The 14,126-nt window shown below is 69.4% G+C and carries 12 protein-coding genes; 6 read left to right on the top strand and 6 right to left on the bottom strand.

The window, feature by feature from the left end; translation table 11 throughout:
• The first annotated feature begins 44 nt into the window (after positions 1 to 44).
• The 3 genes from TTY48_RS05415 to TTY48_RS05405 all read left to right on the top strand — a co-directional run bounded on the left by TTY48_RS05415 (position 45) and on the right by TTY48_RS05405 (position 1,704).
• Positions 45 to 629, top strand: coding sequence for a TIGR03086 family metal-binding protein (locus TTY48_RS05415; protein ID WP_220656530.1), 585 nt, complete (start codon positions 45 to 47; stop codon positions 627 to 629).
• A 67-nt stretch (positions 630 to 696) separates the two neighbouring features.
• A complete protein-coding gene (locus TTY48_RS05410; RefSeq protein ID WP_220656529.1) occupies positions 697 to 1,296 on the top strand; it encodes a TIGR03086 family metal-binding protein in 600 nt (199 codons plus the stop codon).
• A 33-nt stretch (positions 1,297 to 1,329) separates the two neighbouring features.
• Complete coding sequence (locus TTY48_RS05405; RefSeq protein ID WP_220656528.1) at positions 1,330 to 1,704, top strand: VOC family protein; 375 nt, start codon at positions 1,330 to 1,332, stop codon at positions 1,702 to 1,704.
• 134 nt (positions 1,705 to 1,838) lie between these two features.
• Here TTY48_RS05405 and TTY48_RS05400 read toward each other — a convergent pair whose 3' ends face one another.
• Positions 1,839 to 5,081 (bottom strand): DEAD/DEAH box helicase, encoded by a 3,243-nt coding sequence (locus TTY48_RS05400; RefSeq protein ID WP_220656527.1) that lies wholly within the window; start codon positions 5,079 to 5,081, stop codon positions 1,839 to 1,841.
• Between the two features lie 133 nt (positions 5,082 to 5,214).
• Positions 5,215 to 6,114 (bottom strand): LysR family transcriptional regulator, encoded by a 900-nt coding sequence (locus TTY48_RS05395; protein ID WP_255585510.1) that lies wholly within the window; start codon positions 6,112 to 6,114, stop codon positions 5,215 to 5,217.
• 138 nt (positions 6,115 to 6,252) lie between these two features.
• Here TTY48_RS05395 and TTY48_RS05390 point away from each other — a divergent pair, with 138 nt between their 5' ends.
• From TTY48_RS05390 to TTY48_RS05380, 3 genes are all read left to right on the top strand, one after another.
• Positions 6,253 to 7,614 carry an MFS transporter gene (locus TTY48_RS05390; protein ID WP_220656525.1) on the top strand — a complete coding sequence of 454 codons (1,362 nt, stop codon included), beginning with the start codon at positions 6,253 to 6,255 and terminating at the stop codon, positions 7,612 to 7,614.
• A gap of 5 nt (positions 7,615 to 7,619) precedes the next feature.
• Positions 7,620 to 8,339: a 3-hydroxybutyrate dehydrogenase gene (locus tag TTY48_RS05385; RefSeq protein ID WP_220658462.1), complete on the top strand. Its 720-nt coding sequence runs from the start codon at positions 7,620 to 7,622 to the stop codon at positions 8,337 to 8,339.
• 138 nt (positions 8,340 to 8,477) lie between these two features.
• Positions 8,478 to 9,905, top strand: coding sequence for an acyltransferase (locus TTY48_RS05380; RefSeq protein WP_220656524.1), 1,428 nt, complete (start codon positions 8,478 to 8,480; stop codon positions 9,903 to 9,905).
• A 72-nt stretch (positions 9,906 to 9,977) separates the two neighbouring features.
• Here TTY48_RS05380 and TTY48_RS05375 read toward each other — a convergent pair whose 3' ends face one another.
• The 4 genes from TTY48_RS05375 to TTY48_RS05360 all read right to left on the bottom strand — a co-directional run bounded on the left by TTY48_RS05375 (position 9,978) and on the right by TTY48_RS05360 (position 14,125).
• Positions 9,978 to 11,156: a thiolase family protein gene (locus TTY48_RS05375; protein ID WP_220656523.1), complete on the bottom strand. Its 1,179-nt coding sequence runs from the start codon at positions 11,154 to 11,156 to the stop codon at positions 9,978 to 9,980.
• Between the two features lie 143 nt (positions 11,157 to 11,299).
• Positions 11,300 to 12,940 (bottom strand): dihydroxyacetone kinase family protein, encoded by a 1,641-nt coding sequence (locus TTY48_RS05370; protein WP_220656522.1) that lies wholly within the window; start codon positions 12,938 to 12,940, stop codon positions 11,300 to 11,302.
• 31 nt (positions 12,941 to 12,971) lie between these two features.
• Positions 12,972 to 13,430, bottom strand: coding sequence for a hypothetical protein (locus tag TTY48_RS05365; RefSeq protein WP_220656521.1), 459 nt, complete (start codon positions 13,428 to 13,430; stop codon positions 12,972 to 12,974).
• The gene (locus TTY48_RS05360) at positions 13,430 to 14,125 is read right to left on the bottom strand and encodes a hypothetical protein (protein WP_220656520.1); all 696 of its coding nucleotides are present in this window, start codon (positions 14,123 to 14,125) and stop codon (positions 13,430 to 13,432) included. The genes TTY48_RS05365 and TTY48_RS05360 overlap by 1 nt, the downstream gene beginning before the upstream one ends.
• Position 14,126 lies beyond the last annotated feature (1 nt).

Below are 14,126 nucleotides of genomic sequence, written 5' to 3'. Positions count from 1 at the left end.
AAACATGACAGAAGGTGTCATGTTCAGCCTGTTGACTGCATTCCATGACCAACACAGCCACAGACCCGCGCCCCTCCTACGCCGCCGTATCCGCCTGGATGCAGTCCCTGCTCGCCGGTATCGCGGACGAGCAACTCGCCCTGCCCACGCCCTGCGACGAGTTCGACGTCCGCACCCTCGCGCAGCACATCAACGCCGTCGGGCTCCGCGCCGTCGCCCTCGCCGAGACCGCCACCGTCGAGGGACAGCCCTTCCTCGCCGCCGATGCCAGTGCCGACGCCTATGCCGCCACCCGCGAGCGCGCTCTCGCCGCGTGGGACGCCGCCCCGCTCGACCGCGAGGTCACCGTGCCGTGGGGCGTGGTCCCCGGCTTCGCCGCGCTCGGCATGTACGTCAACGAGACCCTGGTGCACGGCTGGGACCTGGCGGTCGCCACCGGCCAGTCGGCGGAGTTCCCGGACTCTGCGCTGCCCGAGGGGGTGCTCGCGGTGGTGAAGCAGGTGCTGCCCGCCGATTTCCGAGGCGGCGAGGTGCCCTTCGGCCCCGTCGTCGAACCCCGGGAGGGCGCCGGCGCCACCGAGCGCCTGGCGAACTGGAACGGCCGCAGCTCCACCAACTGGATCGCCTAGCCCGACCGTCGGCGGCCGACGGTAATCAGGACGGAAACTGTCACTAGTGCCGGGTTGACTCATCGCCATGACCAACGCCGCCACCGATCCCCGTTCTCACTACGCCGCCGCCGCCCACTGGGTGCACGCCCTCCTCGGGCACGTCACCGCCGATCAGCTCGATCGCCCCACCCCGTGCGGCGACCTGGACGTGGGCACCCTCGCGCGGCACCTCGTCGCCCTCGGTCTCCAATCCGTCGCGCTGGCCGAGGCGGCCACCGCGGAGGGGCAGCCGGTACAGGCGGACGAGGGTACCGCGGAAGCCTTCGCCGCGGCCCACGAGCGCGCCGTCGCCGCGTGGGCCGCGGCGTCGCTCGATCGGGAGGTCATCGCGCCGTGGGGTCCGGCGACCGGCGCCATCGCGCTCGGGATGTACGCCAACGAGTTGCTGGTGCACGGCTGGGATCTGGCGGTCGCCACCGGTCAACCCGCCGAGGTGCCCGACGGTGCGGTCGCCGCAGCGACCGAGACCGTCGCCCGGGTGGCGCTGCCCGCGGAGCTCCGCGCTATCCCGGGGTTCCCGTTCGGCCCCGTCGTCGAGCCGCGCGACGGTGCCGGCCCCACCGAACGCCTCGCGAACTGGAACGGCCGTGATGCAGCCGCCTGGGTTCGAACCGCGAACCGTTGACATGAAGGGATGTTGAGGTCCTAGCGTCGAGGCATGAGCATCGAACTGAACCACACCATCGTCGCCGCCACCGACAACCTCGAGACCGCGCGGTTCCTCACCGAAATGCTCGGTCTCGAGGGTCCGGTCGATGTGGGCGGTGGCCACTTCCAGCAGGTGCGCCTCGCGAACAGCGTGGTGCTCGACGTGATGACCAGGCCCGCGCCGATCCACCCGCAGCACTACGCCTTCCTGGTCTCGGAGACCGAGTTCGACGAGATCCTCGCGCGGATAAAGCAGCGCGGCCTCGCCTTCCACGCCGAGCCCGACGGTTCCGGTGCGGGCGAGATCAACCACCGCTTCGGTGGCCGCGGCGTCTACTTCCCCTCGCCCGACGGACACGCCCTGGAAGCTCTCACCGCAGCCTGACGAGACCGGGGCATGCGCCGCACGCATGGGCGACGACGCAGAAAAGCCGCTGACCTGGTCGTTCGGGGATATGCGTCGCACGCATGACCATTCGCAACGACCATCCGCCGACCGGCCCGGGGCTCGGCCCGCCCTCAGTTCTCGAACAGCGCGCGAATGTCCGAGGCCGCGAGCCGGGCATCGAAACCGCCCTCGCCGCCGACGACCGACTCGAAGAGCGCGGCCTTGCGCTCCTTGAGCTCCATCACCTTGTCCTCGATCGTGCCCGCGGAGACGAGGCGGTACACCATCACGCTGCGGGTCTGCCCGATCCGGTGCGCGCGGTCGATGGCCTGCGCCTCGGCCGCGGGGTTCCACCACGGATCCAGCAGGAAGCAGTAGTCCGCCTGCACCAGGTTCAGGCCGAATCCGCCCGCCTTCAAGGAGATCAGGAAGACCTGCACCTCGCCGGAGGTGAACTTCTCGATCGCCGCGGCCCGGTCGGTGGTGGACCCATCGAGGTAGGCGTACTCCACGCCCTCCTCGTCGAGCCGCTCGGCCGCCTTGCGCAGGAACCCGGTGAACTGGCTGAACACCAGCACCGCGTGCTTCTCCTCCAGCAGCTCGTCCAGCTTCTCCGCCAGGTAGTCGAGCTTCGCCACGTCTTCGACGGCGAGCTCCTCGTCCACCAGCGACGGATCGAGCGCAAGGCGCCGCAGCATCGTCAGCGACCGCAGGATCTCGAACCGGTTGCCGTCGAAATCATCCAGCAGCCCCAGCAGCTTGGCTCGCTGATCGGCCAGGATCCGGTCGTAGGTGTGTCGGTGCTCGTCGCTGAGCTGTACCTGCACCACCGATTCGGTCTTCGCCGGCAGGTCCTTGGCCACCAGATCCTTGGTGCGCCGCAACATGAACGGCCGCACGCGCCGACGCAGCCGGGACAGGCGATCGTCGTCGCCGCCGCGCTCGATGGGGCGGCGGTACTCCTCCGCGAACCACGTGCGGCCGGGGAACAGGCCGGGCACCGTGAGCGCCGTGAGCGCCCACAGCTCCTCGAGGTGATTCTCCATCGGGGTGCCGGTCACCGCGAGTGTGAACTTGCGGTCCAGCACCGAGACGGCGGCGAAGGCCTTGGAGCGCGGGTTCTTCACGAACTGCGCCTCATCGAGGATCACCCCGGCCCACGAGACGGCCGCGTACTCCTCGGCGTCCAACCGCAGCAGCGTGTAGGAGGTGAGCACCACATCGGCACCGGCCACCACGGACCGGATCGACGCACCGGACTTGCGTGAGGTCTCGGTCACCGTGGCCACCGTCAGATGCGGTGCGAACCGGCGGCACTCGGCCGCCCAGTTGCCCACCACCGAGGTGGGGGCCACCACTAGGAACGGACCCGGTGAACCCAGTAGATCGGGCTCGGCGTTCTCGTGCGCGCGACAGATCAGCGCCAGCGTCTGCACCGTCTTGCCCAGACCCATGTCGTCGGCCAAGATGCCGCCGAAATCGTTGTCCCACAGGAAGGAGAGCCAGTCCAGGCCGTCCCGCTGATACGGGCGCAGCTCGGCCCGCAGCGTCGACGGTGTCTCCTGCCGCACCAGATCGCCCGCCGTCAGCGCGCCCACCCGGCGGCTCCAGTCACCGTCGAAATCGGTGGCGTCGGCAAGATCCGCCAAATCGTCCACCAGGCCCGCCTGGAATCGGCTGATGCGCAACCCGTCCCGGTCGCCCGCGGTGCCACGCGGGGTGCGGCGACCGCCACGGCTGGGCAGATCGCGCGCCTCGCCGATCAGCTCGCGCAGCCGGTCGAACCGCTCACCGTCGATCCGGGCCAGCACGCCGCCCGGCGTCACGATGGTGTCGAGACCACCTGCGACGGCGGTGAAGACGTCCCGGAAGGGAACCTCCTCGCCGTCCACCTCCACGGCCACCTCGAGGTCGAACCAGTCCATCGACGGGGAGTCGGAATCCTCGCCGCGCACCCGGACCGACACCGTGGCCGCCGATTCGGCCCAGCGGAAACCGGGATCGTCGGTGACCTCGACGATCAGCCCGGGCACGGTCCGCAGTACGGGTGCGGCCTCGGCGAGCCACACCGCGGCTTCCGTGCCGCGGTAGAAGCCCTGCGAATGGTCCACGCCCACCTGCGCCTCACGCAGCGCGCCCGCCATGGACCGGGTGATCCGCTGCTGGCCCACCGTGTCGGCGATCCCGGCGGGCTCCGTGCCCACGGCGTAATCGCGGGCCTCGCCGCCCACGCTGTAGCGCCACTTCCAATCGACCTCGAGCTCGCCGGCCTCGGGGTAATACCGTGCGGTGCACACGAGTTCGGGTCCCAGGACCTCGATCTCACCCACCAGCTGCTCGGGATCGCGCACCGGGGCCACCGCCGCCAGGTACGGAAGGTACTTCTCCCGCAGCTGCGGGACCGCCTCCTCGGGCACCCGCACCGGGGTGAACCGGCGCAGCGCGGCCGTGTGTGCGGTGGACAGCGGGGGATCGAGCGGGGCGATCCGCAGTTCGTCGCCGTCCTGCTGGAAGAGGCCCAGCGCGCGGTGCGCGCCGAGCAGCCCGCCGGTGAAGCGCCGCGGACCGTCGCCGAAGTCCACCTCCCGGTCCAGCTCCACCCCGCCGGATTCGGGCCGGGCCACGAGACCCAGCCGCGTGGGGGCGGCCAGGATGACGGTGCCGCGGGGCCGCTTGGTGAGCAGCGGGACACCGGCGTCGCGCACGGCGCGCAGCTGGTCCCACAGCAGCGGGGTGTCGATCATCCCGAGGTCGGCCCACGCGTCCACGCCGTACAGGTTCCACAGCACGAGCTGCGCCAGGGGAGTGAGCGCCTCGCGCTGCGCCGGGGAGACCCGCGGGGCCGAGGCGATGGTGCGCCACCGCACATCGCCCGCCACCCAGGTGCCGTCGCGCATGCCGGGCGTGGCCAGCCGCACCTGCAGTCGCTGGCCGGAGGTCACGCCGCGCTCGTCGACGTCGAACTGCAGGGCCACCGGCAGGGTGGCCACGGTGCGCGGAGTCTCGGGCAGCAGCGCCTCGAGTTGCCGCTCCCACGGATCGGGCTGTTCGACGGAGGCCTCTTCGACGTCCTCCGCGGTGAGTTCGAGCAGCAGCGCCGCGCCGTGTTTGCAGTTCAACGCCACGGGGCAGCTGCACAGGCTGCGCACGGGGCGCCAGCCGCCGCCGACGGGCTCGATCCACACCCGCGCGTCGTACTCGCGGGTGCCCGCCACCACGCCGGTCACCAGGCGCTTCTCGTCGTCCCACTCCAGGTCGCCGATCAGGCCGGTGCCCACGTACTCGCCGGCACGCCGCACCGTCGGTGCGCCGAAGAATCCGGTCAGGTCCTCGGGCGTGAACGAGGGACCGCCGTTGGTAGTCGATGCGCTCATGGTCAAGCGGACAGTCTACCGCCAAACGGAATGGGCCGGCAGCCGCGAAGGCTGCCGGCCCGGCCGTCGGGTGCGGGTCACAGGTTGAGGGGGACCGGCGACCCACCCCTCCGCGGTTGCGCACCGCCCAGCCTCAGCGCAGACCCAGTAGTTCGCCCCGCATCGCATCCACGCGCTCGCGCAGCGCCCCGGCCACGGCGGCCACCTCACGCCGCCGAGCGGCCTCGGGGCGCACCACCATCCAGTACTCCAGGTCCACCGCCACCTCCTCGGGGAGCACCCGGACGAGGTCCGGGTGGGTATCGGCCAGGAAGCACGGGAGCAGGCCCAGTCCGGTGCCGGCGCGGGTCGCCTCCACGTGCACCAGCACGTTGGTCGAACTGAGCCGGTCGGCCATCTCGGGGACCACCACCCGCGCCTGGTCGAGATCGTCCACGGTGAGCATCGACTCGATGAAGTAGACCAGCGGCCGGCCGCCGAGATCGGCGCGGGTCCGGGGTATGCCGGTCGCGGCCAGGAAGTCCTCGGATCCGTAGAGCCCCAACCGATACGGCGCCAGCAGGGTGGGCTCCACCCGGTAGGTCCCGGGCCGTCCGACCACCACCTCGATGTCGACCCCGGATCGGGTCGACGGTGCCCGGCGGGTCACCGTCAGCAGGTCCACCGACAGCCGCGGGTGGGCGCGGCCCAGCCGCGCGATGGCCGGCGCCACCACCCGGGCGCTGAAGCCGTCGGTGGCGGCGATGCGGACCTTGCCGTGCAGATCGTCGTCGGTGTCGGCGTGCAGCCCGAGGAGCGTGGCCTCGATCCGCTCGGCCGCCCCCACCGCGGTGCGGCCGAGGTCGGTGAGTTCCCAGCCGCCGGCCCCGCGGGCCAGCAGCGGCCCGCCGAGCGCGTGCTCCAGGGCGGCCACCCGACGTGATGCGGTGGTGTGGTTGATGCCCAGCAGATCGGCGGCGGCGGTGTAGCGGCCGGTGCGGGCCACGGCGAGCAGTGTGAGCAGGCCGTCGGCGCTGGCCTCAGGACTGTGCACCTCAGGACTGTGCATCGATGCAGATCGGATGGGCGTGAGTGGTCATTGTGTCTGCAATTCTATGCATCCATACTTCCTTCGGTCATGACCTGCATCACATCAGGTGCTCGATCGTGACTTGAGACACGAGGAGTGGGTATGGCGGAGTCCGACCTGGAGAAGCCCAGCGGCTTGCGGAAGATCGTCGCGGCGTCGATGGCCGGCACGGTGGTCGAGTGGTACGAGTTCTTCCTCTACGGCATCGCCGCCACGGTGGTCTTCAACAAGATCTTCTTCAAGGCCGGCGCCAGCGAGTACGACGCGATCATCGCGGCCTTCGTCACCTACGCCGTGGGCTTCGCGGCCCGCCCGGTCGGCGGCATCGTCTTCGGCCACCTGGGCGACAAGCTCGGCCGCAAGAAGCTCCTCCAGGTCTCGATCCTCATGGTCGGCGTCGCCACATTCCTCATGGGCTGCCTGCCCACCTTCGATCAGATCGGCTACTGGGCGCCCTTCCTGCTGGTGGTGCTGCGCTTCATCCAGGGCTTCGCCGTGGGCGGGGAGTGGGGCGGCGCGGTGCTGCTCGTGGCCGAGCACAGCCCGAACAAGACCCGCGGCTTCTGGGCGTCATGGCCGCAGGCCGGCGTGCCGGGCGGCAACCTGGCCGCCACCGTCGTGCTGCTGATCCTCACCAACGCGCTGTCCGAGGCGGACTTCCTCGCGTGGGGCTGGCGCATCGCCTTCTGGCTCTCGGCCGTGATCGTGCTGGTGGGCTACTACATCCGCACCCAGGTCGACGAGTCGCCGATCTTCAAGGAGGCCCAGCAGCAGATCGCGGAGGAGAAGGCCGTCTCCTACGGCGTCGTCGAGGTCGTCAAGCGCTACCCCCGCGGCGTGCTCTCGGCGATGGGTCTGCGGTTCGGCGAGAACATCTTCTACTACCTCGTCGTGACCTTCTCGATCACGTACCTCAAGACGGTCGTGAAGATGGACACCTCGGACATCCTGATGTGGCTGCTCATCGCGCACGCGGTGCACTTCGCGGTCATGCCGCTGGCGGGCGCGCTCACCGACCGTGTCGGCCGCCGCCCGGTGTACTGGGTCGGGGCCGCCCTCGCCGCGACCTGGGGCTTCTTCGCCTTCCCGATGTTCGACACCGGCCACGGCGTGGTGGTGGTCGCGGCGGTCACGATCGGCCTGATGTTCCACGCGCTGATGTACGCGCCGCAGCCCGCGATCATGGCCGAATCCTTCCCGACCCGGATGCGCTACTCGGGCGTCTCGGTCGCCGCGCAGGTCACCTCGGTCGTCGCCGGTTCGCTGGCGCCGATCATCGCGACCAAGCTGCTCAAGGACTTCGGTTCGTCGGTGCCGGTCGCGGTGTACCTCGCGATGGCGTGCGGCATCACCTTCCTCGCGGTCTTCTTCGTCCGCGAGACCAAGGGGATCGACCTCGCCACGATCGACGAGGAGGACCGGGCGGCTCTGCAGGCCGAGCAGGCCGCCGGGGCCCGCGCGTGAGGGCGATGGTGACCGGCGGCGCGGCGGGGATCGGGGCGGCCGTCGCGCGCCGCCTCGCCGCCGACGGTGCCGCCGTCACCGTCGTCGATCGCGACGGTGCCGCCGCGCGCACCCTGGCCGAGGAGATCGACGGGCGGGCGCTGGAACTCGACCTCACCGATACGGCCGCCCTGGCCGGTCTGGCGCTCGATGTGGACATCCTGGTCAACAACGCCGGGGTCCAGCACGTGGCGCCCATCGAGGACTTCGATCCCGCATGGTTCCGGCGGATCACCACGCTCATGCTGGAGGCGCCCTTCCTGCTCACCCGCGCGGCGCTGCCCGCGATGTACGAGCGCGGCTTCGGCCGGATCGTGCACGTCTCCTCGGTGCACGGGCTGCGGGCGTCGAAGTACAAGGCCGCCTACGTGGCCGCCAAGCACGGCGTGGAGGGGCTGTCGAAGGTGACGGCGCTGGAGGGCGGCGAGCACGGCGTCACCAGCAACTGCGTCAACCCGGGCTACGTGCGCACCGCGCTGGTGGCGAAACAGATCGCCGAGCAGGCGGCCGCGCACGGCATCACCGAACAGCAGGTGACCGACGAGGTCTTCCTCGCGCGCCCCGCGATCAAGCGGCTCATCGAGCCCGACGAGGTCGCGGGCCTGGTGTCCTGGTTGTGCAGCCCGGCGGCCGCGATGGTCACGGGCTCGTCGTACACGATGGACGGCGGCTGGACCGCGAACTGACCCGCATCGTGTCGATCGGCGGGAGGCACGCGCGCCGAGTTGGACCCTTGCAGACCCACCGGTTACGGTACCTAGGACCTGTGACCAGGTATTAACTGGCTGTATGAGGGATTCAACTCAGTGAGCGTGGACCGAACCATGAGCGATGGCGTCGAACCGGAGACGGAGGCGCAGAAGCCGCGACGCAAGCGTGGTTACGTCCCCAGCAAGACCAAGGGCGGGCACCTCTACCAGCTCGACATCGTGCGCATCGTCACCTTCGCGGGCGTGATCTTCGACCACTGCGTCTCGGGCACCACGTTCCCGTTCAGCGTCGCGTCGAACGCCGTGCAGACGGTGTTCCACTACACCCGCAACGCCTTCTTCGCGCTCACCGGTTTCGTGCTGGTGTACCAGTACAAGGATCGGCAGCTCAAGCCGTTCGAGTTCTGGCGCAAGCGCTACAAGGCGGTCGGACTGCCCTTCGTGGTGTGGACCGTCTTCTACTGGCTGTACCACATGTACATCATGTGGCCGCCCTCGTTCTCCAACGTCTGGCGCACGTTCGAGACCTGGGAATCGACGAAGACCGCGTTCAAGGTGCTCGGGTACGACCTGCTCACCGGCGACGCCTGGTACCACCTCTACTTCGTCTTCGTGACGCTGCAGGTGTACCTGCTGTTCCCGTTCCTGCTGAAGTTCCTCCGCTGGACCTGGGGCTATCACAAGTACCTGCTCGCGGTGAGCCTGGCCTTCCACCTCGTGCTGCTCCAGTACATGACCGAGGTGCGCCCCGAGATCTTCAACTACGGGCTGCTGGCGAAGCTGTGGAACCACCTGCCCGCCACGTTCATCCCGTACCAGTTCTTCACGCTGCTCGGCTGTGTGGCGGCCATGCACCTGGACGGCGTCAAGAAGTTCATGTCGCGGTTCCGCGGCTGGGTGATCGTGCTCGCCGGCATCAGCATCGCCGTCTCGATCATGTACTACCTGGGCCTGGTGGACGACGGCATGTTCCCGGTGACCGCCGCGAACGTCTTCCGCCCCTTCTACGCCGCGATGTTCGTCCTGATCATCATGGCCCTGTACGCCGCGGGCACCATCTGGTCCGAGCGCCGCACCCCCGGTTCGTTCTGGGACCGGTTCCTCAAGACCGCCTCCGATCGCTCCTTCGGCATCTTCCTGGTGCACGGCTTCGCCCTGCAGGAGTTGGCGCCCACCATCCAGCGGTTCCGGTTCGAGGTGTACGCGCCGATCGTCACCGCGATCACCTTCGTCGTGACCTGCTTCCTCACCGTGGGCATCGCGGAGGTGCTGCGCCGCACCCCGGCCAGCCTGTACACGACGGGGCGCGCGATGATCCCGATGGCGCAGCAGAGTGGGCGCAATTCGCTGCTGATCGGCGGCGCCATGGTCGTGGTGGGTGCGATCGCCTTCTGGCCGCTGGACGTTCCGGCGGGCGCCTCGTCGATGATCTTCGGCGCGATCCTGCTGATCTGGCAGCCGCTGGGCCGCACCGTCTTCGCCGGGCCCGCCGGTGCCCGTCCCGCTGCGGCGGCCGAGCCGAGCAGCCCCGAGGCGAAGTAGCCCGAGACCGCAGAGCCCGAGACGACGGAACCGGGGCCGGCATCGCGCCGGCCCCGGTTCTCGTTTCCGCGTCTAGATCCGTTCGATGACGGTGGCGTTGGCCATGCCGTTGCCCTCGCACATCGTCTGCAGTCCGTACCGCCCGCCGGTGGCCTCCAGGTGGTTGACCAGGGTGGTGAGCAGCCGGGTTCCCGAGGCGCCCAGCGGGTGCCCGAGCGCGATGGCGCCGCCCCGTGGGTTGAGCTTCGCGGGGTCGACGTCGAATTCGGCCGACCACGCCAGCGGGACCGAGGCGAAGGCCTCGTTGACCTCGAAGGCGTCGATGTCCGCGATGCTCAGGCCCGCGCGCTGCAAAACCTTGTGGGTGGCGGGGATCGGGCCACTCAGCATGATCTCGGGATCGGAGCCGACCACCGCGAAGCTGTGGAACCGCGCACGGGGCGTCAGGCCCAGGGCCGCCGCCTTCTCGGCGCTCATGATGAGCGCGGCCGAGGCGCCGTCGGTGAGCGGCGAGGAGTTGCCCGGCGTGATCGACCACGAGGTGATCTCCGGGTAGCGCTCCGCCCACTTCTGCTCCTCGAAGGCGGGACGCAGGCCGGCGAGCCCCTCGGCGGTGGTGCTCGCGCGGACGGTCTCGTCGACGGTGTGCGTCGCGCCGTCCGGCAGAGTGACGGGCACGATCTCGGCATCGAAGCCGCCGGATTCGCGGGTGGCCACGGCGCGGGCGTGCGAATCCGCCGCGTACCGGTCCAGGCTCTCGCGGTCGAGCTTCCAGCGGGCGGCCATCAGCTCGGCGCCGATGCCCTGATGCGGCAGGCTGGGGAAGCGGGTCTCGAGCGTGGCCATCGGGGCACCGCCCACCGAGGTCGAGCCCATGGGCACGCGGCTCATCGATTCGACGCCGCCCGCGATCACGATGTCGTAGGCGCCCGCGATCACGCCCTGCGCCGCGAAGTGCGCGGCCTGCTGCGACGATCCGCACTGCCGGTCGATCGTGGTGCCGGGCACCTCCACCGGCAGGCCCGCGGTGAGCGCCGCGATCCGCGCGATGTTGAGGGCCTGGTCGCCCACCTGGTGCACGCAGCCCGCGATCACGTCGTCGACCAGCGCGGGGTCGAGGTCGTTGCGCTCGACGAGCGAGCGGATCACGCCCGCCAGCAGGTCGGCCGGGTGCACTCCGTGCAGGGCGCCGCCGGGCTTGCCCTTGCCGGATGCGGTCCGGACGATGTCGACGATCACTGCTTCGGTCATGGACTTTCCTCTCGACGGGCTCGGTGCGGCCGATGCCCTGACAGAGGTGTCGGCCGCCGGGCGTCGTCACCCGTGGTGACGACGCCCCTCAACCGACTATAAGTTAGTGACCGTTCTTGGTGGGGGGAACCCCGGAACTGCCGTTACAGGTGCTGCGCGGCCGCCTCGAACAGCCAGGACATCACCAGTGCGCCGGGATCGGGAACGCCCTTGACGGTGTCACCGAGGTAGGAGGCGCGCCCCCGCGAGGCCGCGCTGTCTGCCGTGGCCGCCACGCCCTGCGCCGCAGCCTCTGCGGCCTCGGTGAGGGAACCGCCGCCGTCGAGCACATCGGCGGCGGGGGAGAGGGCGTCCACCACGGTCTTATCGCCCACCTGTGCGCCGCCCAGCTCTTGCACCGCATCGAGTCCCGCGCGCACGCCGGTCACGAATCCGGGCTTGCCGGGCGCGGCCTCCAGGGCTCGGCCGAGCTCGGTGAAGAAGGTGCCGAAGACGGCACCCGAGGTGCCGCCGGCGCGCACCAGGTACGAGGTGGCGACCGCTTCGAGGACGTCACCGTCGGTGCCGCGCAAGGGGATCGGGTAATGGCCGAGCGCGGCCTCCATGTTGGTGCCGAAGTCGCCGTCGCCGGCCTTGCGGTCCAGTTCGGTCAGCTCGTCGACGGCGCCCTGCACCCGCTCCACGAAGGCCGAGATCCAGGCGTTCGGCGCACCGTCGTCGGCGGAGTCGTCGGGCCGCGCGGTGGTGAGCTCGGGCACGGCCGACGGTGCGGTGGCCGCGTGCGGCCAGCCGGGGGCGGCGGTCGGCGCGTCCCACAGGCGGATCCGCTCGTCGTCGAGCGGCACCACGGTGATCGAGGCGCCCGCCATGTCGAGGGCGGTCACGAACCGCCCGACCAGCGAGCGGGCCACCTCGATGCCGCGGTCGGCGAGCTGCTGCACGGCCTCGCCGAACAGCACGCCCAGTTCGAGATCGGTGACGCCGCCGAGGTTGTTCACCACCACCAGGGCCCGGCCGCCGGACTGCAGGCCGGTGCCCGGCAGGATCCGGTCGAGCAGGTGCGCCACCAGCTCCTTCGCCGGCACCGCGTCGCGCTCGTCGCGGGCGCGCTCGCCGTGGATGCCCACACCCACCGCCATCTGGCCGGGGGCCAGCTCGAACGACGGCTCGGTGGCGCCGGGCACCGTGCAGGCGGAGAAGGACACGGCCATCGACCGCGCGGTCTCGGCCACACCGCGTCCCAGATCGGCGACCTCCGTCAGGGAATGTCCTTCATCCGCTGCTGCGCCGCAGAGCTTTTCGACCACGATGGTGGCGCCGGTGCCGCGGCGGCCCGGCCCCTTGGTGTCTTCGGTGGCCACATCGTCGGCCACCAGCACCACATCGGTCCGCACCGCGGGACGACCCTCGTCCTCGGCGCCCACCAGGCGTCGGGCCACGGCGAAGTTCATCACGTCGCCGGTGTAGTTCTTCACGATGTGCAGCACGCCCGCGCCGGTGTCCACCGCGCGCGTGGCCGCCGCGATCTGCACCGCGTTGGGGGAGGTGAACACCAGCCCGGGGCACGCCGCGTCGAGCATGCCCGCGCCCACGAAACCGGCGTGCATCGGCTCGTGCCCCGAGCCGCCGCCGGAGACGAGCGCCACCCCGCCGGTGCGCGGCGTGCGCCGCGCGACGAATCCCTCGGGGTGCCACGCGGCGTCGGGATGGGCGGCGAGGAGGCCCCGCAGCCCGTCGGTGAAGAGTGTCTGCGATGAATTCTCGAACTGCGCGCGTACGGTCACGGCTCCCAGAGTAGGCGTCGCAATCGGTGCGCTACTCGAAACGTGTCTTCGCGACGTCACAGACCTTCCACGTGTCGTCTTCCTTCGTGAGGTACAAGGTCCCTCTACTGACCGGTTCCGACCGAGAGAATTCGACGGCGGCAACGTCGTTGAGGACTTGGACAGACTGGACTTGGAACGGACGAGGGATGAGGCCGACTTCGGCCGACGAGTTGTCGGGGTCGTAATCGTCGTCACTTGTTACTTGGTCTGCTTCCTCGCGGCAGAGCAGCTTGAGCATCGTCGTTTGATCTCGGGTGTCGACAGCGTGAGCGAAACTGCGAGCGGTCGATGCGATCTGAGCTTCCGCGCTCGGACCGAGAAGGCTGCCCCCACGCCAGATGGCCACCGCCATGAGCGACACGGTCACGAGCGTGATGACGGCGATCCCACACAGCAGAAGGCGCCAGCGGCGGCGATTCTGCTCCGGTGTGAGGCTTGGTGGGGTCATTAGGCCTCCCACGCTTGGATCATGAGTCGGTCGAGATGAGGAAGGTACGGAGCGGCAGTATCGAAGTTTCCCTCAGATTCTAGGATTCCTTCCCCGGTTGCGGGTGCCAAGCACAGGAAGAGTGCACCGGAATACTTCGCCGTAACGAGTAGGTCTCCGGTGTTCATCGTTCGGCCGTCGTCGAGGACGACATCGTCGTCGTCTGGAATCCGTGATTCAAATCTGAGTTCGTCGTACTGCTCAGGCGGAAGTATCCCGTTCGACATCCAATCTTCGGCTGTGAACTCGGAGTGGGTGCTCTCAAAGAAGGCTCGTAGTGGTTCGAGCGCCTCAGGTAGATCCTGCTCGCCGGTCGTCGGAATTCTTCCGATCCACACAATAGGGAAGTTCGAGCTAGTTCGACCACAGATGTAGATGAGCGCAGAAATGTTTTCGTTGTCCAGAGTGAGTGTGAAAAGTCGAACGTCGTCGAGGCGGGTTTCAAGATTGTCGAAGTACTGTGGAATTGCTTGCCGGATGGCGGGCCCCCACAGATCCAGAGCGAGTTCGGTTCTGCGTCGGGGATCGTGACTCTCGTGAATCAAGACCCATTGGTCAGGCATGTTGCTATGGAGGACTTCTGAGTCGGTAGCGACTCGGGCGGTTACTGCCTCTGTCGAAAGTGCGTCTTCGATCTCTTCGATACGGTAGGGCATT

It is taken from the genome of Tsukamurella sp. TY48 (assembly GCF_019656655.1).
Lineage (GTDB): Bacteria > Actinomycetota > Actinomycetes > Mycobacteriales > Mycobacteriaceae > Tsukamurella > Tsukamurella strandjordii.
This window is presented reverse-complemented; position numbering and strand designations above follow the sequence as displayed.

Bases quoted from the DNA above. Each gene is read 5' to 3' on its own strand.
- TTY48_RS05415 (WP_220656530.1), top strand. From the start codon at position 45: ATGACCAACACAGCCACAGACCCGCGCCCCTCCTACGCCGCCGTATCC.
- TTY48_RS05410 (WP_220656529.1), top strand. From the start codon at position 697: ATGACCAACGCCGCCACCGATCCCCGTTCTCACTACGCCGCCGCCGCC.
- TTY48_RS05405 (WP_220656528.1), top strand. From the start codon at position 1,330: ATGAGCATCGAACTGAACCACACCATCGTCGCCGCCACCGACAACCTC.
- TTY48_RS05400 (WP_220656527.1), bottom strand. From the start codon at position 5,081: ATGAGCGCATCGACTACCAACGGCGGTCCCTCGTTCACGCCCGAGGAC.
- TTY48_RS05390 (WP_220656525.1), top strand. From the start codon at position 6,253: ATGGCGGAGTCCGACCTGGAGAAGCCCAGCGGCTTGCGGAAGATCGTC.
- TTY48_RS05385 (WP_220658462.1), top strand. From the start codon at position 7,620: ATGGTGACCGGCGGCGCGGCGGGGATCGGGGCGGCCGTCGCGCGCCGC.
- TTY48_RS05380 (WP_220656524.1), top strand. From the start codon at position 8,478: ATGAGCGATGGCGTCGAACCGGAGACGGAGGCGCAGAAGCCGCGACGC.
- TTY48_RS05375 (WP_220656523.1), bottom strand. From the start codon at position 11,156: ATGACCGAAGCAGTGATCGTCGACATCGTCCGGACCGCATCCGGCAAG.
- TTY48_RS05365 (WP_220656521.1), bottom strand. From the start codon at position 13,430: ATGACCCCACCAAGCCTCACACCGGAGCAGAATCGCCGCCGCTGGCGC.
- TTY48_RS05360 (WP_220656520.1), bottom strand. From the start codon at position 14,125: ATGCCCTACCGTATCGAAGAGATCGAAGACGCACTTTCGACAGAGGCA.